This is a genomic window from Lentzea sp. NPDC058450, assembly GCF_042721395.1.
Classification (GTDB): Bacteria; Actinomycetota; Actinomycetes; order Mycobacteriales; family Pseudonocardiaceae; genus Lentzea.
Genome location: NZ_JBHXLO010000033.1, coordinates 51,304 through 74,551, shown reverse-complemented (window position 1 = coordinate 74,551; position 23,248 = coordinate 51,304). Strand labels below are relative to the sequence as shown.

Below are 23,248 nucleotides of genomic sequence, written 5' to 3'. Positions count from 1 at the left end.
TGGCCTTCTCGGCTTTACAGGACCTGCTGGATCGGACTCGGCTGAGCGCCGAGGTGGATCGGCAGCGAGTGCAGTCCGTACACGATCGAGAGCTTGCGGAACTGGAGCGCGGCCGGGTCGGCCGCGAGCTGCATCTCCGGGAACCGCTTCACCAGCGCCGGGTAGGCGATCCGCAGCTCCATCTTGGCGAGCTCGGCGCCGATGCAGCGGTGCGCGCCGTAGCCGAACGCGAGGTGCTGGCTCGCGGGACGGTCGGCGAGCACGACGTCCGGGGTGGGGTAGACACTCGGGTCGCGGTTCGCCTGGGACAGCGAGCAGGCCACGATGTCGCCCGCCTTGATCTTCGTGCCGGCGACCTCGATGTCGTGCCGGGCGACCCGCAGGAACGCCACCGACACGACGCTGAGGTGCCGCAGCAGCTCGTCCACCAGCCCGTTGACGGCCTTGTCGTCGCCGAGCGCCTTCTCCCGCAGACTCGGGTCGCGCAGCATCGCGAGCGTGCCGAGCGAGATCATGCTGGCCGTCGTCTCGAACCCGCCGGTGAGCAGCCCGTCCGCGAGACCAGCCAGCTCGTCGTCGTCCAGCTCGTCGCCGTGCTTGCGGACCAGCTCGCCGAGCAGCCCGTCGGTGGGCGCCAGCCGTTGCGACCGCACCAGCTCGCGGAAGTACACGATCGACTCGGACACCGCCGACAACGACGTGGTCGCCGCACCACCGAGGTCGAACCGCGAGACGCTGCGCCGCTGGAACTCCTCGCGTTCACTCGCGGGCACGCCCAGCAGCTCGCAGATCGTGAGCGCGGGCACCGTCATCGCGAAGTGCTCGACGAGGTCGACGGGACCGTCCTGCATGGACATCAGGTCGAGCTGGTCCTTGACGATCTCCTCGATCCGCGGCACGAGCCGCGACAGCCGCCGCATGGTGAACTCCGGCGTCAGCACCTTGCGCAGCCGCGTGTGCTCGGGCGGATCGCTGAACCCCAGCCCGCCGGGCGCCTCGTCGGAGAACAGCCCGAGCTCGCGCAGGTGCCCGAAGTCGTTGCTGAACGCCTCCGAGTCCACCAGCACCTGCTTGGACGCCTCGTAACCGGTGACCAGCCACACCGTGACGGGCAGCGGCAACCGCGTCACCGGCCCGTGCGCCTGCATCCGCGCCAGCTCGGGCACGGGGTCGACCCCGTTGCGCCGCAGCGGGGCGAGCACGCGCGAAGGCACGAACCAGGACGACTCGAGGTCGAACCCGGTCTTGCTGAGGTGCGCGAGGAACCGTTTCCCCATCCACTCGGTCACGCGCGACCGGACGTCGGTCGCTGACTGAAGCACTTCCCACATGACGCGGCTGTCCCTTCGGCGGAAAGGGGGTTACGAGCTGATGATGTCCATCGGAACGGACAATAACGACGTGGCCGCGTTCACGTCGTCATACCTGGGCCTAACGCGCCGTCATACTTTGGTCCAGATGTCGATCAAAACCGGGACAGGCGCCTGGTCGGCTGTTCGGGAACTCTCAGTTTGGCGGGATCGACCGGGTGACCTCCGCCGCGGATTTCGACCGCTGGTACGCCGACCGGACCAGTTCTCCCGCCATCGATGACCTGGATCTGGCCGGGCAGCTGCCCGAGGCGGGGTTCGTGGCCGTGACCGACCGGCCTGAGTGGAGGGTGACGGAGCGGCGCAGGTGGGAGAAGGCGCGGCGGGTGCCGGCGGTGTTCGAGCGGAGGCGGCGGGTGCTGGCCACCGCCTCCGCACCGCACTAGTGGCAGTGGCCCTCGCGGCCCAGCGTCGTCACCGGGCCCGCGCCCGGCCGGGTCCACTGCGGCACCGGGCGGCCGTCCTCGCCCCAGCTCGACTCGCCGTCCGCGTTGGTCCGCCAGAACCAGCCCGCGTGCCGCCGCTCCGGCCACCCCTCGGGCGTGTCCTCCCACTGCTCGCCGCGGCCGCGCACCGTCATGTCCAGCAACCCGAACGTCCCGGACACGACCTCGAAGCCGCGGCCCGTCGTGGAGTAGGTGAGGAACGTGCGGTCGCCGTCGCGGACGTAGCTCGTGAAGTAGCCCATGTCGCCGCCGGCCGGGCCGTCGACGCCGCGCACCGAGTACCACGGCTGGGTGTAGCCCATGAACTCCCGGAACGGCGCCACCTCGTCCCACGCGCCCGTGGTCACGATGGCGAAGGAGACGCCGCGGGCGTTGAGGTAGCTGGCGTCGCGGAAGTGCCACGGCACGAAGGTGCAGCCCTCGCACTGGCCCTGGTGCGGGGCGCCGTCCCACCACATGTGCTTGTAGACGAGGAGTTCGTCGCGGCCGTCGAACAGCGTGCGGAACGGCACAGGGCCATCGGCGCCCACGACGGTCACGTCGCCGTCGAACTCGACCATCGGCAGGCGGCGGCGTTCGGCGGCGATGGCGTCGCCCTCGCGGGTGTGGGCCTTCTCGCGGACCAGGAGCTCGTCGCGGGCCTTCTGCCAGGTGGCCAGGTCGGTGACGGGCGGTAGTCCGGTCATGATCGGTCCTCCAAGAGGTCGTGCGGACGTGCTTGCACAACCACGTCGAAGCTGTCGCCGCGGTTTCGACATGCCCGTGCTGACCACCGGAAGTGATCTGCGCCCCTAACGGGTGACGGCATCCCCCTAACGGGTGACCCTCGGTCCCTAGGGAGTTCGGCCACCCGAAATCTAGGGATCGCACCCGATGCCGGGGGGATGTTGATCTCAATACGGTTCCTGCCTACATCCCCCGCCCGGTCCCCAAGGGAGCTCCACTTCCATGATGCAGCAGGACATCCAGCAGGCCACCCCGCAGCAGCCCGCCCCGCAGGCCGCGCCTGAGGTCACCGCCCCGGTGGCCGTGCCGCAGGAGGCCCAGCCGGCCACGCTGCACGAGTTCGCCCTGAACCTGCTGAACGACCCGAGCGCCCTGTCGGCGTTCGACCTCGACCCCGAGGGCGTGCTCAGCGCCTGCGGCCTCAGCGACATCACCCCCGGTGACGTCCAGGAGATCCTCCCGCTCGTGCTCGACGCCGTCTCGGTCGCGGACGTCAACGGCCTCTCCTCGTTCGGTGCCGTCACCGGCCTCGCGAACGTCGGCGCCGCCACCGGCCTCGTCGGCGACGTGGCCGGCCACTGCGACGTGTCGGACACCCTCGACGGCGTCACCGGCCTCGGCAACGTGACCAACGTCGTCAACCTGGGCAACGTCACCGACCTGGGCGGCGTGACCGACCTCGGCAACGTCACCGACCTCGGCGGCGTGGCCGACCTGGGCAACGTCACGGGCCTCGTCGGCTCCGGCGACCTGCTCGGCACCGCGACCGGCCTCACCGGCGTGGCGGACGTCCACGGCGTCCTCGGCACCGTCACCGGCGCGACCGAGATCGTCTCCGTCGACGGCGTGCCCGGCGTCCTCGGCGCGGCCACCACCGACGTCACGCACGTCACCGAGATCGTCCACGACGTCGTCCCGGACGTCGCGCCCGTCAACGGCGTGCACGACACCGTCCACAGCGTCGTCGACGGCACCGTCGGCAACGTGCTCGGCGGCAACGTCCTGGGCGGCGACCTGCTCGGCAACGCCGGTGACCTCGACGTGCTCGACGGCGTCGGCGGCCTCACCGAAGGCCTCGGCCTGGGTCTCTGACCCCGGCTCGCACGAAGCAGCCCCCGGACCGCGGCAGGTCCGGGGGCTGCTGTCGTGTCCGCTCAGGAACCGAGCAGCTCGTCGAGACGGTCGGCGCCGGAGCTCCACGGCCGTGCGGACAGCACCGGAACGCCGTGCAGCCCGGCCTGCTCCACGAGCCATCGTCCGTGGTGGACGCTCACCGCGGCGCGGTGAGCCTGCGGACCCGGCTCGGGCTCCCGCGCCAGGTAGTTGGCCAGCACCTGAGCCTCGTCCGGTTCGTGGACGACGACACCGCGCACCTCGCCGGTCCCGGCCCACCGCGCGCAGAACGACGGCAGCACGTAGTCGCCTTCGATGACCACGCGGTCGCCCTCGTCCAGGTGGTTCCGGACGACGGCGTCGAGCGCGGGCACCAGTGCCTCGGCGAGCGCGATCTGCCGTTCGACGACGAACTCGGGTGACTGCCCGGAGTGGTACGGGTGTGTGAGCCAGTGGTGCAGGTCGGGGTGCTGCTCCGGCGTGGTCATGCTCTGCAACGCCACCACCAGGTCGTCCACCTCGACGAGCACGGCGCCGTGCCGGTGCGCCAGCGGATGGCTTAGGCGGCTCTTGCCCACCCCGGAAGGACCGCCGACGAGGGCGATCCGCCAGTTCTTCCCCGTGTCCACGAGGTGATCTTGTCAGCCGCGCCGGAGGATCCCGAGGTCCGTGGCGGTGGCGACGGCGGCCGTGCGCGAGTCGACTCCGAGCTTCGGGTAGCACCGGGCCAGGTGCGACTTCACCGTACCCTCGGTGAGGTGCAGCCGCGCCGCGATCGCCCGGTTCGACAGACCGTCGGCGACCAGGGCCAACACCTCGATCTCTCGCCTGGTCAGCGCCGCGTCGGGCATGCGCATCCGGGTCATCAGCCGGTCGGCGACGGTCGGTGCGAGGGCGGTGCGGCCGGCCGCGGCGGTGCGCACGGCGGCCGCCAGGTCCTCGGGCGGCGCGTCCTTGAGCAGGTACCCGGTGGCGCCCGCCTCGATCGCGGGCAACGTGTCCGCGTCCGTGTCGTAGGTGGTGACGATCAGCACGCGGGGTGCGCCAGGTCGTGCGGTGATCGCCGCCGTGGCCTCGGCCCCGGTCATGCCGGCACCGAACCGCAGGTCCATCAGCACGACGTCGACGTCACCCTGACCGGCCCGCACCACGGCGTCCTCGGCGGTGGCGGCCTCGGCGACCACGACGAGTCCGGGTTCGGTCTCCAGCACGGCCCGCAGGCCCGCCCGCACCACCGGGTGGTCGTCGGCCAGGAGCAGCCGGATCGGATCGCCGGTCACAGGCGGTCCAGGGGCAGCCGGGCGGTCAGGGTGGTGCCCTCGCCGGGGGCTGACCGGACGGTGAGAGTGCCGCCCAACGCACGGGCGCGGGTGCGCATGGCCCCTAGACCGAATCCGCCCTTGCCAGCAGCAGGGACCGTGAGCGCTTCGGGGTCGAAGCCGCAGCCGTCGTCGGAGATCTCGAGCGTGACCTCGGCGCCGGCCTGGTCGAGCGTGACGTCGGCGGTGGTGGCGCAGGAGTGGCGGACCGTGTTGGCGAGCGCCGCCTGGGCGATGCGCAACAGAGCGACCTCGTGGGCGATCGGCAGCGGAAGCGCGTCGCCGACGAGGTGGAACCGAGTGATGACCTGAGTGGCCGAGCAGAGTCGTTCCAGCGCGCCCGCCAGCGTCGTGCCGTCCAGCGCGGGTGGCGCGTGCGCGGCGACGAACCGGCGGGCCTCGGCGAGGTTGTCCACGGCGGCCTGACGAGCCTGCTCCACGTACCTGGCCGCCTTGCCGTCGGTGTCGGGGAGGGAACGCCCGGCGGCGCGCAGCAACAACTGGATGCTGGACAGCCCCTGCGCGAGGGTGTCGTGGATCTCGCGGGCCAGCCGTTCGCGTTCGGCCAGCACCCCGGCGTCGTGCTGGGCGGCGGCGAGGTCGGCGCGGGTCGCGGTGAGCTCCTCGATCAGCCGCCTGCGCTGCTCGTTCTCCCGGTACAGCGCCTGATAACCCCACACCACGGCGACGGCGACGGCCGCACCGAGCGCCGGACCGATCGCGGCGGCCGGGCTGAACGTCCCCTGGTGCGCGGCGAACGCGGCGATCGCGGTCAGCGCCGTGATCGACACGGCGACCAGGCCCGCCTTGCGCGGCAGCAGGTGGAGCTGGAGGAAGTACAGCGGGAACGCGACCCACACGCCGTCAGGCGTCAGGATCACCAGCACGAGCCACGCGACGGTGACGGCACCGAGCCACCGCGCGGCGACCACCCGGGACGAGCGAACCCGGGGTGACAGAGGCCCGAGCACGTACACCGCCGCGCAGAGCACGGCGACCACGATGACAGCCCCCGCCTGAGGCTGCCCGGCCGTCACGGCCCGGGTCGCCGCCAGCGCGAGCAGCGCGATGAGTAGCAGGTGCAGACATCGTGTCAGCACCTGGTTGATCGGGGCGACGGGAGCGGCGTTCACAGTGCGTCCAGGCTACGACGCACAGCCGGTGACCACCTCTGTCGAAAGGTACAACCGGCGCGCCGCCTTCCGGCCGGGCAAGTGCCATCCCCGGCCAGATCCGCGACCAGGTCGCCGCCGGAGATCGTGGAGCACGTCCCCGCTCCACCACCGGAAAGGACCAGGCCGTTGTTCGTCGCCTGGAGAGACCTGAAGTTCGCCAAGGGCCGCTTCGCCCTGATGGGCTCGGTCATCGTGCTGATCACCCTGCTGGTAGGCCTGCTGTCCGGGCTGACCGCCGGGCTCGGCCGGCAGAACGTCTCCGCCATCACCGGCCTGCCCGCAGACCACATCGCCTTCGCCCAGGGCGTGTCGTACGCCGACTCGGCCGTCACCGAGGAGCAATGGCGGCGGTGGGCCGCCACCCCAGGCGTCACCGGCGCCGAACCGCTGGGCATCACCACGACGAAGGCGACGGCAGGCGACCGGAGCGCGGGCGTCTCGGTGTTCGGCGTCCGGCCCGGTTCTTCGTTGGCCCCGCACGAACTCGCCGAGAACGCCGTCGTGCTGTCCACAGTGGCCACTGACGACCTCGGCGTCCGTCCCGGTGACAGCATCGTCGTGGCCGGGCGCCGGTTGTCCGTGGCCGCGGTGTCCGGCGACGCTTCCTTCAGCCACACCCCAGTCGTCTGGACGACGCTCGACGACTGGCGCCCCACCGGTTCCGACGCGTTTGCGACCGTGCTCGCCCTTCGCGCGTCCAACGCCGACACCGGCGCCACCGACCAGGCCACCGGCACCAGGACCGTCACGGTGGACGAGTCGTTGTCCGCGATCGGCTCCTACTCCTCCGAGAACGGCTCCCTGCAACTGATGCGCGGCTTGCTGTTCGTCATCTCCGCCCTGGTCATCGGCGCGTTTTTCACCGTCTGGACCGTGCAGCGCAGTGCCGACATCGCGGTCCTCAAAGCGTTGGGCACCACCACGGCCGGGCTTCTGCGAGACGCGTTGGGTCAGGCCGTCGTCCTGCTCACCGGCGGCACGCTGATCGGCACCGGACTCGCCGCAGCACTCGGCGCCGCGCTCTCCGGCACGGCGATCCCGTTCGACCTCACGCCCGCGACCGTGCTCGTCCCGGCCGCCGTGACGATCGTGCTCGGCCTCCTGGGCGCCGCACTCGCCGTCCGCCGCATCACGTCCGTCGACCCGCTGACCGCCCTGGGAAGTGCCCGATGAGCCTCACCCTGACCGACGTCACCCTCACCTACCCCGACGGCGACTCCCGCCTCACCGCACTCGACCAGGTCACCCTCGACGTGCCCAGGGGAAGCCTGACCGCCGTGGTCGGCCCCTCCGGCTCCGGCAAGTCCAGCCTGCTCGCCGTCGCCGCCACCCTGATCACGCCCGACACCGGCACCGTCACCATTGACGGCACCGAGACGTCGTCCCTGACCCGCGGCGAGCTCACCGACCTGCGCCGCCACAAGATCGGCATCGTGTTCCAGCAGCCCAACCTGCTGCCCGCCCTCACCGCCGCCGAACAACTCCAGGTGATGAGCCACGCCCCGGCCAAGGCCCATGCTCGCGCGCTCGACCTGCTCGACGCGGTCGGCCTGGCGGCGCAGGCGCACCGTCGCCCGCACCAGCTGTCCGGCGGGCAACGCCAGCGCGTCAACATCGCCCGCGCCCTGATGAACGACCCCGTGGTGCTGCTGGTCGACGAACCCACCAGCGCGTTGGACCACGAACGCGGAGCCGCCGTCCTCGACCTGATCACCCGCCTCACCCACCAGCAGGCCACCGCCACGGTCCTGGTCACGCACGACCGCACGCACCTCACGGCGGTCGACCGGGTCACCGAGGTCCACGACGGCCGACTGATCGACTCGCCTACGCGCGCCGTCTCGACAGCGTGCGCCTGATCGCCGAGTGATCAGGCGCGATGTCGCGCGGGCGCGGTGGCAGCGGGGCATCGCGCAGGACTTCCGACCACTGGCCACCCGTCCGCGGCAGGACCGGACGCACGTCACGGGCGAGCAGGCGCCACAGTTCGGCGGACACCGCCACGGCACCACCGGGCCACGCCTCGCCGGTCTGCGGATGCCGTGGCACGAGCAGCAGATCCGCCTCTTCCGCCACACCCGGCCCCGCCAGCGCGAGTGACCGAGACCTGCCGGTGGACGGCTGCCACTCGTCGAAGGTCCGCCGGAACACGGTGGCGAGCGGTCCGTCCGGAACTGTCACGCGTGCGCCGTTCGCCGCGACCAGCACCCGTGCGGCGGCCACGCCTGCGGCGATCGACACGCGGCGGTGCCACCACAGGTCGCCGTCAATCGACGACGCGCCGTCCCAGGCGAAGTCCTCCCACGGCCGTACGGGATCCGGCGAGCCCACGGGACGCACGGCGCCTGGTGCGAAGTGGACCACCTGCCAGCGCGAGCAGTCGTCCACGCGCACCGCGACCGGCCGCCCGCAGGCGCACGCCAGGTTCGGGCCAGCCGATCCGTCGACACCACAGCAGTTGCCCTCGTAGTTGTCCCCGAACCAGGACAACCCGCGCACGTCGCCGGGAGCGACGAGGAAGTCGCCCTGCGCCGCGTAGGTGCCGTCGGCCAGCAGCGGCGGCGTGAAGTCGGTGCTGTTGGCCCAGTCGAAACCCTCGTGGTCGGGGCGGTCCACCTGGGACAGCGGCACCGTCAGCGCGGCGCCGCACCCCACGCACTCGAACACGACCATCGGTCCATCATGCGGAGCCCGTCCAGCGATTTAGGCCGATCTCCCTGCCACGCCACCGCCTGCGCAACCACCGGTCATGGCTAGCGACCACGATCGCGCCCGGACCTCGTTGTCCCAGCGCGTCCTCCAGCTCGTCGCACAGCGTCGGCGAGAGGTGGTTCGTCGGTTCGTCGAGCAGCAGCAGGTGCGGTGGGTCGGCCACCAGCAACGCGAGCGCGAGCCGGCGTTGCTGGCCCACCGACAACGCGCCGACGGGCTTGCCGAGGTCCCACCTGTGCAGCAGTCCCAACGACTCCAGCGGCACGGCAGCCACCCGTTCGGCACCGAGCGCGCGGCCGTAGGTGGCGCGGGCGGTGAGGCGCGGGTTGGCGAACGACGTGTCCTGGTCCAGCGAACCCACGCGCACAGCGGGGTTCCGTCGCACGCCTTCCGCCGGCAGGCGCCCGGACAGCACGTGCAGCAGCGTCGACTTGCCCGCGCCGTTCGCGCCCGTGACGAGCAGGCGGTCGCCGTCGCGAACGTCCAGGGCGTCGAGCGCCAGTCGTCCTGGAAGCCGGATGTCGTGCAGTGACACCAGTTCCTCGGCCTCGACGGCCAGCAGGTCCGGGGCGAAGCGCAGTGGGCGTGGGGGAGCGGGGACGGCGGCGCGTTCCAGTTCCTCCAGCCGGCGGGTGGCGTTGCGCATGCGCCGGGAGATCTGGCTCTGCACGCGGTTCGCGCGGACGCCGTAGCCCATCTTGTCGCCGTCGCGCATCGGCCGGTCCGGCGCGACCCGGCCCGCGATCAGGTCGAGCGACGCGCGGACCTCGGCGATCTCCTCCTGTTCCTCGGCGAAGCGGCGTTCCCAGCGGTCGCGGTCGGCCCGTTTCTGGTGCAGGTACGCGGAGTACGTGCCGCCGAAGCGGACCGGGCCGTCCGGTGTGGGGTCCAGGTCGAGCAGGTCGGTGCAGACCGCGTCCAGGAACGCCCGGTCGTGGCTCGCGAGCACGACCGTGCCCGGCAGCACGCGGAGTTGGTCCTCCAGGAACGACGCCGCGTCGTCGTCGAGGTGGTTCGTCGGCTCGTCCAGCAGCAGGGCGGTGGGGCGGCGGATCACCAGTGCCGCCAGGTCCAAGCGGCGTCGCTGCCCGCCCGACAACGAGCCGAGCACGCGGTCGCGGCCGACGTCACCCAAGCCCAGTCCACTGAGGACGATGTCGGCGCGCCGGTCGGCGTCCCAGGCCTCGTGCAGTTGGGCGAGCTCGAGTCGTTCCGCGTACTCGGCGAGCGCGGACGGGTCGTCCAGCAGCGCGCCCAGCCGGTCGAGCTCGGCCAGGTCCGTGCGGGCCTGGGCGAGGGCGTCGTCCAGGACCTCGGCCACGGTGGCGGAGTCCGGGAACGGCATCTCCTGGTGCAGGAAGCCCAGGTCGGCGGGCCGCCGCACGGTGCCGCCCTCCGGCTGGTCCACGCCCGCCAGCAGCCGCAGCAACGTCGACTTGCCCGCGCCGTTCTCGCCGATCAGGCCGATGCGGCGGCCGGGTGCCGCGGTCAGCGACACGCCGTCCAGCACCCGCCTGCCGGCGAAGCCGCGCACGAGTTCGGTGGCCACCAGGGCTGCCTCAGCCACGTGCGGCCTCCAGCAGCTTGCCGTCGGAGAGGCGCAGCCAGCGGTCGATCTTCACCTCGTTCAGGAACCGTTCGTCGTGGCTCACGACCACGAACGCGCCCCGGTAGGCGTTCAGCGCGCTCTCCAGCTGGCCCGCGCTGACCAGGTCGAGGTTGTTCGTGGGCTCGTCCAGCAGCAGGAGTTGCGGTGCCGGCTCGGCGAACAGGACGCACGCGAGGGTGGCGCGGAGTCGTTCGCCGCCGGACAGGACGCCGACCGGCAGGTGCGCGCGGGTGCCGCGGAACAGGAAGCGCGCCAACAGGTTCATGCGCTCGGCCGGGGGCATGGCCGGGGCGGCCGCCGCCAGGTTCTCCGCCACCGTGAGGCCGTCGTCGAGCAGGTCGAGCCGTTGGGACAGGTACGCGACCCGGCCGTCGGCTCGTTTCACCTCACCGCTGTCCGGGGTCAGCGAACCGTGCAGCACGCGCAGCAGCGTCGACTTGCCGGCGCCGTTCGGGGCGGCCAGCGCGATGCGTTCGGGGCCGCGGATCGCGAAGTCCAGGCCGTTGAACAACTCCCGCACTCTGATGTCCCTGCCGTCGAACAGGGTCCTCCCGGCGGGGACGACCGTCTGCGGCAGCTCCAGGCTGATCTTCTGCTCGTCCTTCACGGCCCGTTCGGCCTGGTCGAGCTTCGAGCGGGCGGCGCCGAGGCGGGCGGCGTGCGTGCCGTCGGCCTTGGCCGCCGACACCTCCGCGTTGCGCTTCATGTTGCCCGCGAAGATCCTCGGCAGACCCGCGTTCGAGAGGTTCTTCTGGGCGTTGGACGCACGCCGCGCGGCCCGTTCGCGGGCCTGCTGCATCTCCCGCTTCTCGCGCTTGACCTCCTGCTCGGCGCTGCGGACGTTCTTCTCCGCCACCTCGCGCTCGGCCGCCACGGACTCCTCGTAGGCGCTGAAGTTCCCGCCGTAGAAGCGGATCTCGCCGCCGTCGAGCTCGGCGATCCGGTCCATCCGGTCGAGCAACGCCCGGTCGTGGCTCACCACGAGCAGGCAGCCGCGCCAGTCGTCCAGCACGTCGTACAGCCGGTGCCGGGCGTCGAGGTCGAGGTTGTTGGTGGGTTCGTCGAGCAGCAGGACGTCCGGCTGCTTCAGCAACTGCGCGGCGAGGCCGAGCGAGATGACCTGGCCGCCGCTCAGCGTGTCGAGGCCGCGGTCGAGCGCCAGGTCGCCCAGCCCGAGGCGGTCGAGCTGGGCGCGGGTGCGTTCCTCCAGGTCCCAGTCGGTGCCGATGGTGGTGAAGTGCGCCTCGTCGACGTCACCGGACTCGACGGCGCGGATCGCGTCGAGGACGGCGGCGACGCCCAGCACCTCGGCCACCGTCAGCCCGGCCGTGAGCGGCAGGTCCTGCGGCAGGTAGCCGAGCACGCCCTCGACGGACACGCTCCCGCCGGACGGCTCCAGCGCGCCCGCGACGAGCTTGAGCAACGTCGACTTGCCGGCGCCGTTGGGGGCGACGAGACCGGTGCGCCCGCCGGGCACCGAGACGGACAGGCCGTCGAACACGGGGGTGTCGTCCGGCCAGGAGAAGGACAGGGACGACACGACGATGAATGCGTCGGACATGGGTGTGAGACCTCAGGATGTGCCGCGCGCGGACCGACCCGCGCGTGAGAGGAAAATGGGGACGACGAAACGGCCATCGGCAAGAGATGGCCTGTCACATCCAGGGCTCACCCTGAGATGTCGTCTTCACCCACCAGCACGTCGAGCTCCTCAGTAGAGCGGTTGATCTCTCCTCCACCGTAGCAGCGTCGCGGGGCCTCCGCCGACGGGGTTTCCGGCGCGGGTGGCACTGTGGAGGCGTGACAGTTCTCCAGTTGCTGCGCGAACGCAGGCTGCAGCGAAGCGTGCCGGGTGAGCGGAGCGACGGCGCGCGCCTGGCGTTGCTGATCGAGGGCGGGAGCTCGCGGGGCGTCTACTCCAGCGGCATGACCGTGGCCATCGAACGCCTCGGCCTGCTACCGCTCTTCGACGCCGTCTACGGCAGTTCGGCGGGGTCGCTGAACGCAGCGTGGTTGTTGTGCGGCCGCGCCGACCGCAGCAAGCACGCCTGGTGGGACCCGGCCGTCATGCGCACGACGATCGACCCGCGCCGGCTGTTCGGCAAACGGCCCGTCGTCGACACCCGGCACCTGGTCCACACGATCTACACGCAGGTCCATCCGATGGGGTTCCAGGAGATCCTGGACAACCCGGTCGAGTTCCACCCGATGGCGACGGACGGGCTGACCGGCGAGGCCGCCGACCTGCACCCGCACATCCGCGACCAGCTCGGCATCCAGACGGCGCTGAGGGCCTCGGCCGCGATGCCCGTGCTCGCCGGTCCTCCGGTGGAGATCGACGGGCGTCCGTACGTCGACGCCGGGCTGAGCGAGACGATCCCGGTCAGGACGGCGCTGGCCCAGGGCGCGACGCACGTGGTGGCGCTGCGGACGCGGCGCGCCGACGAGGCGGGGTCGCCGCCGTCGCGGGCGGAGCGGATCGTGCTGGGACGGTGGTTCGCCCGGCACGCGCCCGGAGTGGCGGAACCGTTCCTGCGGCGGGAGGAGATCCGGGCCGAGGACGAGAACCTGCTCGCCACGCACCCGGAGTGCCTGCAGATCCGGCCACCGCTGGGGAGTGCGGCGATCGGGCGGACCGAGCGGCGGCCTCGGGTGATGCAGGACGCGCTGGACGTGGGGATCGCGGCGGCGCTGCACGACTTGGGGGAGAGCGTGCTGGAGAGCCGCTGACCGGTGCACGGCCTCGGGGGCGCGGCGGTGCCCGCTGCTGACCCTTGTGGACTCCCGCCAGCCGCTCTACGGTATCGCAACAACCTGTTGCGAATTGGAGGGTTGCCGGTGGCGGGTCGTCCGCGGGATCCCGAGCTCGAACAGCGGTTGCTGGCGACGGCGTGGTCGCTGCTCACCGCGCACGGCTACGACGCGCTGACGCTGACGCAGGTCGCGGCCCAGGCGGGCGCGCACCGGACCGACGTCTACCGGCGGTGGCGCAGCAAGGTGCGGCTGGTGGCGGACGTGCTCGACGCGTACCTGCCGCCGGTGCCCGACCCCGACACCGGCACGTTGCGCGGTGACCTCAGGGCGTTCGCGGAGGACCTGGCCGGGGCCTGGAACGAGCCGTGGAACGACGGGCTCGTCGGGTTCCTCGCGGACCTGCGCGGGGACGGCGAGGCGGAGCGGACGTTCCGGGCGCTGGTCGGGCGGCGGTCGCAGCCGCTGGTGGACGCCATCGCACGGGCGGTGCGGCGCGGGGAGATCGCCGAGGTGCCGGAGCTGCCGTTCGTCGGCAACCTGCTCGAAGGGCCGCTGATGCACCGGCGGATGTTCGGGGGCGAGCCGCTGACCGCGCACGAGCTCGACGTGGTGACGGAGTCGGTGCACCGGCTGCTCACCGGGACGTCGGTGACGCCGTGAGCCTGCACGACCTCACGGCGGTGCGGCAGCTGGAAGGCTTGCGCGCCAAGGAGTTCAGCTCGCGCGAACTGACCGAGCACTACCTGGGCCGCATCGGGCGGCACGCGGATCTCGGTGCGTTCGTGACGATCAACGACAAGGCGCTCGCCGAGGCGGAGGAAGCGGACGCGCGGCTGGCGAACGGCGAGCGGGCGGCGTTGCTCGGGCTGCCGATCGGCATCAAGGACCTGGCGGCGACGGCAGGGCTGCGCACGACGTTCGGCTCGGCGGCGCTCCAGGACTTCGTGCCACCGCAGGACTCCTGGACGGCCGGGTTGATCCGGCAGGCCGGGGCCGTGCTCGTGGGCAAGACGAACACGTCGGAGTTCGGCGCCACCTGCTACACCGAGAACGACCTCACGACTCCGGCCGTCACCCCGTACGCACCGACGAGGTACTCCAGCGGGTCGAGCGGCGGCGCGGCCACCGCGGTCGCGGCCGGACTCCTGCCGGTGGCGCACGCCAGCGACAGCGCCGGGTCGATCCGCACACCCGCCGCGACGTGCCACCTGGTCGGGATGAAGCCGAGCCGGGGACTGGTGAGCCCGGCGCCCGCCGTGTCGTTCCTGAGCGCGGGCACCGAGGGACCGATCGCGCGCACGGTCGAGGACGCCGCACTGCTGCTCGACGTCATGGCGTCGCCCGCGCCCGGCGACCTGTACGGGTGGCGCAACGAGGGCAGTTTCGTCCAGGCGCTCAAACTCCGCCGGCCGCTCAGGATCGCGATGTGGACGAACACCGGCACCGAGGAGACGCCCGACCGCGAAGCCGTGAAAGCAGTGGAGCGCACCGCGGAGGTGCTGATCGGACTCGGGCACGACGTCCGGGAGATCCCGCTGCCCGCCCGCTGGGACGAACCGGTGAGCCGCGCGATCCTGACCTGGTTCGCCTACCAGGTGGGCGCCGTGACGCAACTGATGGTGCGACGCACGGAACTGCTGCGGCCGTACACGAAGCACCTGCTCGCCATCAACGAGACGTTGTCCGCCAACGACATCGTCACCGCGCAGACGCTGCTCGCCCGGTACGCCAGCGCGTTCCTGGCCGCGACCGACGACTACGACGTCGTCCTCACGCCCACGACGAACGGCGCGCCGGTCCCGCTCGGTTACTACACCGGCGACGAGGCCGACCTGATGCTGAAGTGGTCGTGCCCCACGCCGTGGGTCAACCTCGCCGGGGTGCCGGCGATCTCGCTGCCGTCGCACGTGGACGACGAAGGACTGCCACACGGCGTGCACCTCGTCGGCCGCGCCCGCCGGGACGCCGCACTGCTCGCCCTCGCCGCCCAGCTGGAGAGCGCGGGGCTGTGGGAAGACCGCCACCCGCCCGCCTGGCACGAGTGAAAGGCGCCCGTCGATGCCCGACCCTGGACTCGGCCTGACCGAGCAGTTCGTCACCCTGCCCGACGGACGGACGATCCGCGCCGTCACAGCGGGACGAGAGGGCCCGTTGGTCGTCTTCGAGGCGGGGATGAGCGCACCGGCCTCGTCCTGGATCCACACGCAACGCGAGGTGAGCGCGCGCTACCGCACGTTGTCCTACGACCGCGCGGGGTACGTCGGCAGCGACCTCGACCCGCACGACCGCACGCTCGACCGGATCGTCGACGACCTCAAGGCCGTCCTCGACGCGCTCGCCGAAACCGGACCCGTGGTGCTCGTCGGCCACAGTTGGGGCGGCCCGATCATCCGCGTCTTCGCCGACAGGTACCCGGACCGCGTCGCCGGCATGGTGTTCGTGGACGCGAGCCTCGCCGAGACCATGTCCACCCGCAACGCCAAGGTGGCGGCGCGGTTCTTCGCGGTGATGGGCCTGATCGCCCGGTTCGGCGGCAAGGGGCTGATCAGGAGGCAGACGTTCCGCAACGGCGTCGCGCCCGAGATCTCCGCCGCCGACGTGGAGATCATGACCCGCGACTACGCGAACGAAAAGGCGATGAAAGCGGGCAGCAGGGAGGCCGCGCAGATCGCGTCAGCGTTGCCGGTGCTGCGCCGGGTGCAGGCGAAGGGCACACCGGACGTCCCGGTCGTCAGCCTCCAGGCCGGACTCGTCGAGCGGGGGATGACGAAGTGGCGCCCGCTCTTCAACCAGTACGCGCAAGACCTGATGGACGCGGCGCCGCGCGGCAAGATGGTCGTCGTCGAAGGCGCCGGACATCTCATCCCGCAGGAATCGCCGGAGATCGTCCGGGAAACCATTTTCGGGGTGGCCGAACAGCTACCTTGAGCGCGTGGACTTCGACGAGTACCGCAAGTACGACGCCACCGGGCTCGCCCGGCTCGTCGCCGAGAAGCAGGTGTCCGCGGCGGAACTCCTCGCCGTGGCACGGGAGCGCGCCGCCGCGGTGAACCCGCGTCTCAACGCGATCGTCCGGGACGTGCCCGCCGACCCGCGCGACGACCTCACCGGTCCGTTCGCGGGCGTGCCGTTCCTGATCAAGGACCTGGGCCAGGACTACGCGGGCCTGCCGACCTCCAACGGGTCGCGCTCGCTCAAGTCCCACAACGTCGCCGCGCACTCCACAGTGGTCCAGCGCTGGATCGACGCCGGCCTGGTGATCTTCGGCAAGACCAACCTGCCGGAGTTCGGCGCGAAGGCCATCAGCGAGTCGACCACGTGGGGTCCCGCGCGCAACCCGTGGGACCTGGAACGCACGCCCGGCGGCTCGTCGGGCGGGTCCGCGGCCGCGGTCGCCGCCGGGATCGTGCCGTGCGCCGGGGCCAACGACGGCGGTGGCTCGACCCGGATTCCCGCCGCCTGCTGCGGACTCGTGGGGTTGAAGCCCGGCCGCGGCCTGACGCCGTTCGGCCCGGAGACCGCCGAGATGATGCACGGCGCGGCCGTGCAGGGCGTCGTCTCGCGCACGGTCCGCGACACCGCGGCGATGCTCGACGTCATCTGCGGCGGCGAACCGGCCGGGCCGTACTCGCCCGCGCTGCCACCGGAGTCGTTCGCCTCCTACGTAGGCCAGGAGCCCGGCAAGCTGCGGATCGGCATGCGCGTGCCGTCGGCGATCAACCCCGACCCGCACCCCGAGGCGGTCGCGGCCGTCGCGTCGGCCGTGAAGACGCTCACCGACCTCGGCCACCACGTCGAGGAACTGCCGGAGGCGCCGTTCGACGACGCGGCCCTGGCTAAGGACTTCCTGCTGACGTGGTTCGTGAACCTCGCCTGGAAGGTGGCCGACGCCAAGCGGCTGACCGGGGCGCCGGACCTCGCGTTCGAACGCGACACGCTGCTCATGGCCGCGCTGGGACGGGCCACGAGCAGCGTCGACTACGTGGACGCGGTGCAGCGGCGGCACGAGCACACGCGCCGGTTGAGCACGTACTTCGAGTCGTTCGACCTGCTGCTGACGCCGACGCTCGCGACCCCGCCGCCGAAGGTCGGCCAGTTCGATCTGCCGATGTCTTTGCAACGGGCGACGGACGTGCTGCTCAAGACCGGCACCGCCCGGTTCCTCAAGCACACCCCGATCGTCGAGGACATGATCAAGGACAACCTCGGCTGGGTGCCTTACACGCAGCTCGCGAACATCACCGGTCGTCCCGCGCTGTCGTTGCCGCTGCACTGGACGGCGGACGGGCTGCCGCTCGGCGTCCAGTTCGTGGCGCCGCTGGCGGGGGAGGCGACGCTGATCAAGCTCGCGGCGCAGCTGGAGGAAGCCGCGCCGTGGGCTGATCGGCTGCCGGTCATGGACTGAGGAACTTCAGCAGTTCGGTGGTCACGAACTGCGGGTTCTCCTCGACGAGCCAATGTCCCGCCTTCGGGACGTCGAGTGCGCCGACGATGTTCGGGACGCGCGGTGCGATCGTGCCCTTGATCGCCTCGGCCTGGCCTTCGGCGGCCATCACCAGGGTCGGGTCCTGCACCGGCCGGGCCGCCTCGGTGTCCCGGACGTCCTGGTCCAGGGCGCGGTACAGCTCGAAGCCGTTCGAGAGCGACTTGTCGTAGGTGCGGGCGTACTCGTCGATCTCGTTGTCCGCGAACGGGGACTTGGTCGACGTGCCGCCGAAAGCGCTGCCCTGGTACGACACCTGCGGGTAGAAGAGCTTCAGGTAGTCGCGGACGTCGTTCTGCACGACCGCCTCGGGGACCTGCGGCTGCGAGTGGAACGCGATGTGCCAGCTCAGGCTCCGGTACGTGCGCGCGTCGATCGCCGGGCCGGGCAACGGCAGGTCGAGGTAGCCCAGGCGGGCGGTGTCCTCGGGGAACTGGCTCGCGTACTGGAACGCGACGGCGGCGCCGAGGTCGTGGCCGACGATCGAGGCGTCCTTCAGGCCGAGCTTGCTGGTCAGGCCGTGGACGTACTTCGCGAGCGTGGCCTTGTCGTAGCCCTGGGGCTTGCCGGTGCTGTCACCGAGTCCCGGCAGGTCGAGGGCGTAGACGGTGTGGCGTTCGGCGAGCGCGGGCATGATCGGCCACCAGCCGTACCAGGTCTGCGGCCAGCCGTGGATCAGCACGACCGGACTGCCGCTGCCGCCCTTGACGTAGTGCATCTGCACGCCGTCGACGTCGGCGAACTCGTGCCGGAACGTCTGCTGGAAGGCGGAGTCGTTCTGGGTGATCTGGGCGTACGCCGGGGTTTCGGCGGCGGGGGTCGCACAGGCGGTGATCGTGAGCAACAGGGCTAGTAGGACGCGTTTCATGCGTCGAGCTTGGCGCGAGGTTGCTGGATCTGGCAAGAAAACTTGCCGTCATGGCAAGATGCTGGTCATGAACAGCGAAACCGAAGATGTCCTGGACGGCGTCGGCGCGCGGCTGCGGACGTTGCGGCGGCACCGCGGCATCACCCTCGCGGACCTCGCGACGACCACCGGGATCTCGGAGAGCACGCTGTCGCGGCTGGAGAGCGGGCAGCGGCGGGCGACCTTGGAGCTGCTGCTGCCGTTGTCGCGGGTGTACGACGTGCCGCTGGACGACCTCGTGGGCGCCCCTCGGACCGGCGACCCGCGCATCCACCTCAAGCCGATCCACAAGTACGGCATGACGTTCGTACCGTTGTCGCGCCGGCCGGGCGGGGTGCAGTCGTTCAAGATGCTCATCCCGGCCGTGCCCGAGCCGCTGGAACCGGCGTTGAAGACGCACGACGGGTTCGAGTGGCTCTACGTCCTGAACGGACGGCTGCGGCTGGTGCTCGACGACCTCGACCTGACGTTGCCGCCGGGCGAGGCCGCCGAGTTCGACACCGGGAAGCCGCACTGGCTCGGCAGCGCGGACGGCGGCGCGGTCGAACTGCTGATCCTGTTCGATCCGCAGGGGGTGCGCACGCACGTCCACGCGGACAAGATCACTTCCGGCTGAACCGCGAGGCGCCCAGGCCCGCCAGCGTGATCACGGCGAGGACCACGCCGTAGCCGACGGCCGTCGTCGTCGGACCGACCACGCCGACGAACAGGCCGGCGATGATCGCCGCGCTGCCCATCGTGAGGTAGCCGGCGAAGAAGATCGCCGTGAACAGCCCGGCCCGTTCGTGCGGCGCGACCTCGGGCACGAGCCCACGCGTGGTGCCGGCGAACCCCGCGCCGATCCCGGCGCCGCCGATGATCGCCGCCGCCCACAACAACGGCAGCGAGGTGGCGCCGATGCTGCCGACGAACAACACCGCGCCCACGACCATCGCGCCGTTGCCGACCGTGCGCAACGCCGGCGGCCGGTAGCGGCTGGTGAACGCGGAGGCCACAGTGGACGCTCCGAGCGCGACGAAGGCCAGCAGTGACCCGACGATCGGGCTCTTCACCGCGAACACCGCGACCAGCAGCGCGGGCACGAGTCCCATGAACGCCGTCATCGTCATGAAGCCGCCGACGATGCCCGGCACCGTCGTCCAGTAGAGCCTGCGCACCTGGGTGGGCAGCGTGAGCCGCGGGTTCAGCGACGCGATCGCGCCCGGCTTGCGCGTGGCGGTCTCCGGCGTGAAGACCGCGAACAGCGTCCCGGCGGCCATGACCACGGCGAGCACGAGCCACACGTCGAACGCGGCGTCGGACGAGAACTCGGCCAGCACACCCGCGAACAGCGCACCGATCGCGAGCCCGCCGAGCGGCGCCATGCTCGTCATCTGCGCGCCGAGCTTCTTGAACTTCTCCGGCGCGAGCTCGACCACGGCGGCGCTGAGCGCGCTGGACGCGGCACCGGTCGCCACACCCTGGACGACCCTGGCGGCGATGACCCAGCCGATCGACGGCGCGAACAGGAACATCAGCATCGCCACTAGGTCGATCCCGAGCGCCGCGATCATCAGCGGCCGCCGTCCCACGTGGTCGGACAGCGACCCGATCACCAGGATCGAGACGAGCAGCGAGAACGCGTAGATGCCGAACGCGAGCGTCAGCACCCAGGGCGCGAAGCCCCATTCGTGCTGGTAGACGGGCAGCAACGGGGTCGGTGCCCCAGCGGCGACGAGGATCGCGACCATCGCCGCCGAGATGCCCGCGAAGCCGGCGCCGCGGGACAGGAGGGGCCGGCGCGCGGTCGTGGCGGGGCGATCGAGCAGTGCGGTCATCGCACTTCCTTCTCTGGGAGCGGGCAATGCGACGACGGTAGGCCTGTTCACTTCGTTTTTGCAAGTGTGCTCTACATCGCGCAGCTGGATACGTCGACGCAAGCTTGCTATGGTTTGGGCGTGAAGCGACGCGACTTCGGTCAGTACTGCGGCCTCGCCCGCGCCCTGGAACTGGTGGGCGAGCGGTGGGCCATGCTGATCGTGCGCAACCTGCTCGTGCGCCCGCACCGCTACACCGAACTCCAGACGGGCCTGGCGGGCATCCCGACGAACGTGCTGGCCACGCGGTTGAAGGAGCTGGAACAGCAGGGCATCGTCGAACGCCAGGTGGCCCCCGCGCCCGCGCGGGGAGTCGTCTACGCGCTCACCGACGTCGGCCGATCCCTGGAGCCCGCACTCCTGTCGCTGGCCCGCTGGGGCGCGACGCAACTGGGCGACCCGCAGCCGGGCGACCGCGTGACCCCGGAAGGCATGGCGCTGAACATGCGCGCCGCGTTCCGCCCGGAACAGGCGGCCGGCCTGACCGCGGCCTGGGAACTCCACGTCCGCGACTCCGTCGTGCACGCCGTGATCACCGACGGGGTGTTGAGCACCGGCCTCGGACCCTCACCGGTCGAGGCGGACCTCGTGATCACGCCTCAGTTGGAGGACGACGAGCTGCCGTCGTTCCGCGCGGTCGTGCACGCGGCCCGCGACGGCGCGGTCGAGCTGACCGGCCGCCGCAAGCTGCTGGACACGTTCCTGCGCGTCTTCACCGCTCCGCGCGCGGCCTGAGGGCGACCGACCCGGCCAGGATCAGGCCGGCGGCGACCAGCAGGGCGTGCGGGAGGAGCAGGCCGGCCGCGACGAGCGCGAGTGCGATCGCGTGGAACGGCCAGGTGCGGGACTTCGTGGCGGTGTTCATCGGGCGCCTCCGAGGGGCTTGAGGGCGTCACGTCCACGGTGCATCCGATATGTCCGGTTTGGCGATCGGTCGCGGCACCCAACCTGGGGCGGGGGAGCTGCTCAGAAGGCGCGGGGACGTGGGTGCCGGCACCCGCACCGACCTCCTGCGGCCGTGAGTGTCGCCACCCTCGCCCCTCCCGCGGCCCGCCGACCGGCGCGCATGCCGTCACCCCGCGAACATGGGTGTTGCCACGGATGGACAGGTGGCGCCCCCGCCCGTCAGCCTCGCAGGCGTGGCGGGAAGTGATCACGGAGAGGCGGCTCGTGTGTCGTTGTTCGGGCGGATCTTCCTGCTCAACGCCCTGGTTCTGGCCGTAGCGGCCGCCCTGCTGGTGTTCGGGCCGGCCACGGTGTCCACGCCGGCGTTGTCGCGCGAGATGCTGGTGCTGGCGGCGGGGCTGGTGGTGATGCTGATCGCCAACGCCGCGCTGATCAGGGTCGGACTCGCGCCCCTCGGCAGGCTGACGCGGGCCATGACGACGATCGACCTGCTCAAGCCCGGGCCGCGGTTGCAGGCGACGGGGCACGGGGAGATCGCCGAGCTGATCACCACGTTCAACAGCATGATCGACCGGCTGGAGGCCGAGCGCGGGTACAGCTCGGCCATCGCGTTGTCCGCGCAGGAGTCGGAGCGGCGGCGGGTGGCGCAGGAGCTGCACGACGAGGTGGGGCAGTCGCTCACGGCGGTGTTGCTGAGTCTGAAGCGGGTGGCCGACCAGTCGCCGCCGGAGATGCGGGAAGAGCTCCACCAGGTGCAGGAGACGACGCGCAGCACGTTGGACGAGATCCGCCGGATCGCCCGGCGGCTGCGGCCCGGCGTGCTGGAGGAGCTGGGGCTGGTGAGCGCGCTGAAGGCCCTCACCAACGAGATCTCCGAACCGACCGGGCTCGCGATCAAGCGGTCGTTCGACAAGAACCTGCCCGCGCTCGACGCCGAGACCGAGCTGGTGGTCTACCGGGTCGCGCAGGAGGGGCTCACGAACACCGTGCGGCACACGGACGCGGACGCGGTGGAGCTGAGCCTGAAAGCAGGACCGTCCCGGGTGGAGCTGAGGTTGCGCGACAACGGCCAGGGGATCGGCACGAGTCCGGAAGGCGCGGGCATCAGGGGGATGCGCGAACGCGCGTTGCTGATCAGCGCCGACCTGTCCGTGGGAGGCGCGCCGAACGGCGGGACCGAGGTCAGGCTCGTCGTCAAGGCGAAGGGGGAGAGCGAATGACCGTGCGGATCTTGCTCGCGGACGACCACGCGCTCGTCCGGCGCGGCGTGCGGATGATCCTCGACAACGAACCCGACCTCGAGGTGATCGGGGAGGCGGGGGACGGGGCCGAGGCGATCACCAAGGCGCGCAAGGACCTGCCGGACCTGGCGATCCTCGACATCGCGATGCCGCGCCTCACCGGGCTGCAGGCCGCGCGCGAGCTGTCGAGGCTGTTGCCGGACCTGCGGATCCTCATCCTCACCATGTACGACAACGAGCAGTACTTCTTCGAGGCGCTCAAGGCGGGCGCGTCGGGGTACGTGCTCAAGTCGGTCGCGGACCGGGACCTGGTGGAGGCGTGCCGGTCGGCCATGCGCGGCGAGCCGTTCCTCTACCCCGGCGCGGTGAACTCGCTGATCCGCAACTACCTGGACCGCGCCAAGGAGGGCAACGGGTTCCCGGCCAAGGCGATCACCGATCGCGAGGAGGAGATCCTCAAGCTGGTCGCGGAGGGCTACTCCTCCAAGGAGATCGCGGACATGCTCGTGATCAGCGTCAAGACCGTCGAGCGGCACCGGGCCAACCTGCTGCAGAAACTCGGGCTCAAGGACCGCCTCGAGCTCACCCGGTACGCGATCCGCGCCGGGCTCATCGAACCCTAGGAACCACG

The 23,248-nt window shown here is 71.4% G+C and carries 24 protein-coding genes; 13 read left to right on the top strand and 11 right to left on the bottom strand.

Translation table 11 applies throughout. From position 1 onward, the window contains the following. Window positions 1–14 precede the first annotated feature (14 nt). A complete protein-coding gene (locus tag ACFWNN_RS36720; RefSeq protein ID WP_382444557.1) occupies window positions 15–1,331 on the bottom strand; it encodes a cytochrome P450 in 1,317 nt (438 codons plus the stop codon). 197 nt (window positions 1,332–1,528) lie between these two features. Here ACFWNN_RS36720 and ACFWNN_RS36715 point away from each other — a divergent pair, with 197 nt between their 5' ends. Beyond that, the gene (locus tag ACFWNN_RS36715) at window positions 1,529–1,756 is read left to right on the top strand and encodes a hypothetical protein (RefSeq protein WP_382444556.1); all 228 of its coding nucleotides are present in this window, start codon (window positions 1,529–1,531) and stop codon (window positions 1,754–1,756) included. Here the strand turns inward: ACFWNN_RS36715 and ACFWNN_RS36710 are convergent. Beyond that, the gene (locus tag ACFWNN_RS36710) at window positions 1,753–2,502 is read right to left on the bottom strand and encodes a DUF899 family protein (RefSeq protein ID WP_382444555.1); all 750 of its coding nucleotides are present in this window, start codon (window positions 2,500–2,502) and stop codon (window positions 1,753–1,755) included. The two genes, ACFWNN_RS36715 and ACFWNN_RS36710, sit on opposite strands and share 4 nt — an antisense overlap. A 262-nt stretch (window positions 2,503–2,764) precedes the next feature. Here ACFWNN_RS36710 and ACFWNN_RS36705 point away from each other — a divergent pair, with 262 nt between their 5' ends. After that, window positions 2,765–3,634: an IniB N-terminal domain-containing protein gene (locus ACFWNN_RS36705; protein WP_382444554.1), complete on the top strand. Its 870-nt coding sequence runs from the start codon at window positions 2,765–2,767 to the stop codon at window positions 3,632–3,634. A gap of 62 nt (window positions 3,635–3,696) precedes the next feature. Here ACFWNN_RS36705 and ACFWNN_RS36700 read toward each other — a convergent pair whose 3' ends face one another. The 3 genes from ACFWNN_RS36700 to ACFWNN_RS36690 are packed head-to-tail and all read right to left on the bottom strand — an operon-like array spanning window position 3,697 to window position 6,107. Next, on the bottom strand, window positions 3,697–4,284 hold the full coding sequence (locus ACFWNN_RS36700) for an AAA family ATPase (RefSeq protein WP_382444553.1): 588 nt from the start codon (window positions 4,282–4,284) through the stop codon (window positions 3,697–3,699). A gap of 12 nt (window positions 4,285–4,296) precedes the next feature. Then, on the bottom strand, window positions 4,297–4,935 hold the full coding sequence (locus ACFWNN_RS36695; protein WP_382444552.1) for a response regulator: 639 nt from the start codon (window positions 4,933–4,935) through the stop codon (window positions 4,297–4,299). Continuing rightward, the gene (locus ACFWNN_RS36690; protein ID WP_382444551.1) at window positions 4,932–6,107 is read right to left on the bottom strand and encodes a sensor histidine kinase; all 1,176 of its coding nucleotides are present in this window, start codon (window positions 6,105–6,107) and stop codon (window positions 4,932–4,934) included. Before ACFWNN_RS36690 ends, ACFWNN_RS36695 begins: the two co-directional genes overlap by 4 nt. A gap of 168 nt (window positions 6,108–6,275) precedes the next feature. Between ACFWNN_RS36690 and ACFWNN_RS36685 the strand changes: the two genes are divergently transcribed. Then, window positions 6,276–7,322: an ABC transporter permease gene (locus tag ACFWNN_RS36685; RefSeq protein WP_382444550.1), complete on the top strand. Its 1,047-nt coding sequence runs from the start codon at window positions 6,276–6,278 to the stop codon at window positions 7,320–7,322. Continuing rightward, window positions 7,319–8,008, top strand: a complete 690-nt coding sequence (locus ACFWNN_RS36680; RefSeq protein WP_382444549.1) for an ABC transporter ATP-binding protein — start codon at window positions 7,319–7,321, stop codon at window positions 8,006–8,008. The genes ACFWNN_RS36685 and ACFWNN_RS36680 overlap by 4 nt, the downstream gene beginning before the upstream one ends. Here ACFWNN_RS36680 and ACFWNN_RS36675 read toward each other — a convergent pair. From ACFWNN_RS36675 to ACFWNN_RS36665, 3 genes are read right to left on the bottom strand one after another with little or no spacing between them, the layout of a single operon-like run. Then, entirely contained in the window at window positions 7,977–8,822 is an 846-nt protein-coding gene (locus ACFWNN_RS36675; RefSeq protein WP_382444548.1) for a hypothetical protein, read from the bottom strand. The genes ACFWNN_RS36680 and ACFWNN_RS36675 overlap by 32 nt on opposite strands. A 7-nt stretch (window positions 8,823–8,829) precedes the next feature. Then, window positions 8,830–10,428 (bottom strand): ABC-F family ATP-binding cassette domain-containing protein, encoded by a 1,599-nt coding sequence (locus ACFWNN_RS36670; protein WP_382444547.1) that lies wholly within the window; start codon window positions 10,426–10,428, stop codon window positions 8,830–8,832. Continuing rightward, entirely contained in the window at window positions 10,421–12,031 is a 1,611-nt protein-coding gene (locus ACFWNN_RS36665) for an ABC-F family ATP-binding cassette domain-containing protein (protein ID WP_382444546.1), read from the bottom strand. Before ACFWNN_RS36665 ends, ACFWNN_RS36670 begins: the two co-directional genes overlap by 8 nt. Before the next feature lie 239 nt (window positions 12,032–12,270). Here ACFWNN_RS36665 and ACFWNN_RS36660 point away from each other — a divergent pair, with 239 nt between their 5' ends. The 5 genes from ACFWNN_RS36660 (at window position 12,271) to ACFWNN_RS36640 (ending at window position 17,629) form a co-directional block, all read left to right on the top strand. After that, window positions 12,271–13,200 (top strand): patatin family protein, encoded by a 930-nt coding sequence (locus ACFWNN_RS36660; RefSeq protein WP_382444545.1) that lies wholly within the window; start codon window positions 12,271–12,273, stop codon window positions 13,198–13,200. A 108-nt stretch (window positions 13,201–13,308) separates the two neighbouring features. After that, window positions 13,309–13,884 (top strand): TetR/AcrR family transcriptional regulator, encoded by a 576-nt coding sequence (locus ACFWNN_RS36655; RefSeq protein ID WP_382444544.1) that lies wholly within the window; start codon window positions 13,309–13,311, stop codon window positions 13,882–13,884. Next, window positions 13,881–15,269 (top strand): amidase, encoded by a 1,389-nt coding sequence (locus ACFWNN_RS36650; RefSeq protein WP_382444543.1) that lies wholly within the window; start codon window positions 13,881–13,883, stop codon window positions 15,267–15,269. Before ACFWNN_RS36655 ends, ACFWNN_RS36650 begins: the two co-directional genes overlap by 4 nt. A gap of 13 nt (window positions 15,270–15,282) precedes the next feature. Next, window positions 15,283–16,152: an alpha/beta fold hydrolase gene (locus ACFWNN_RS36645; RefSeq protein WP_382444542.1), complete on the top strand. Its 870-nt coding sequence runs from the start codon at window positions 15,283–15,285 to the stop codon at window positions 16,150–16,152. Between the two features lie 4 nt (window positions 16,153–16,156). After that, window positions 16,157–17,629, top strand: a complete 1,473-nt coding sequence (locus ACFWNN_RS36640) for an amidase (protein ID WP_382444541.1) — start codon at window positions 16,157–16,159, stop codon at window positions 17,627–17,629. On the opposite strand, the gene ACFWNN_RS36635 is transcribed toward ACFWNN_RS36640, so the two are convergent. Next, window positions 17,619–18,575 (bottom strand): alpha/beta fold hydrolase, encoded by a 957-nt coding sequence (locus ACFWNN_RS36635; RefSeq protein WP_382444540.1) that lies wholly within the window; start codon window positions 18,573–18,575, stop codon window positions 17,619–17,621. The two genes, ACFWNN_RS36640 and ACFWNN_RS36635, sit on opposite strands and share 11 nt — an antisense overlap. Window positions 18,576–18,642: 67 nt before the next feature. Here ACFWNN_RS36635 and ACFWNN_RS36630 point away from each other — a divergent pair, with 67 nt between their 5' ends. Further along, on the top strand, window positions 18,643–19,230 hold the full coding sequence (locus ACFWNN_RS36630) for a helix-turn-helix domain-containing protein (RefSeq protein WP_382444539.1): 588 nt from the start codon (window positions 18,643–18,645) through the stop codon (window positions 19,228–19,230). Here the strand turns inward: ACFWNN_RS36630 and ACFWNN_RS36625 are convergent. Continuing rightward, on the bottom strand, window positions 19,217–20,431 hold the full coding sequence (locus ACFWNN_RS36625; protein ID WP_382444538.1) for an MFS transporter: 1,215 nt from the start codon (window positions 20,429–20,431) through the stop codon (window positions 19,217–19,219). The two genes, ACFWNN_RS36630 and ACFWNN_RS36625, sit on opposite strands and share 14 nt — an antisense overlap. Before the next feature lie 120 nt (window positions 20,432–20,551). On the opposite strand from ACFWNN_RS36625, the gene ACFWNN_RS36620 reads away from it, so the two are divergent. After that, window positions 20,552–21,205, top strand: a complete 654-nt coding sequence (locus ACFWNN_RS36620) for a winged helix-turn-helix transcriptional regulator (protein WP_382444537.1) — start codon at window positions 20,552–20,554, stop codon at window positions 21,203–21,205. Here the strand turns inward: ACFWNN_RS36620 and ACFWNN_RS36615 are convergent. After that, the gene (locus ACFWNN_RS36615; protein ID WP_382444536.1) at window positions 21,183–21,335 is read right to left on the bottom strand and encodes a hypothetical protein; all 153 of its coding nucleotides are present in this window, start codon (window positions 21,333–21,335) and stop codon (window positions 21,183–21,185) included. The genes ACFWNN_RS36620 and ACFWNN_RS36615 overlap by 23 nt on opposite strands. A 274-nt stretch (window positions 21,336–21,609) precedes the next feature. On the opposite strand from ACFWNN_RS36615, the gene ACFWNN_RS36610 reads away from it, so the two are divergent. Both ACFWNN_RS36610 and ACFWNN_RS36605 read left to right on the top strand, forming a co-directional pair. Then, the gene (locus ACFWNN_RS36610) at window positions 21,610–22,596 is read left to right on the top strand and encodes a HAMP domain-containing sensor histidine kinase (protein ID WP_382444535.1); all 987 of its coding nucleotides are present in this window, start codon (window positions 21,610–21,612) and stop codon (window positions 22,594–22,596) included. After that, window positions 22,593–23,240: a response regulator gene (locus ACFWNN_RS36605; protein ID WP_382444534.1), complete on the top strand. Its 648-nt coding sequence runs from the start codon at window positions 22,593–22,595 to the stop codon at window positions 23,238–23,240. Before ACFWNN_RS36610 ends, ACFWNN_RS36605 begins: the two co-directional genes overlap by 4 nt. The last annotated feature ends 8 nt before the right edge of the window (window positions 23,241–23,248 follow it).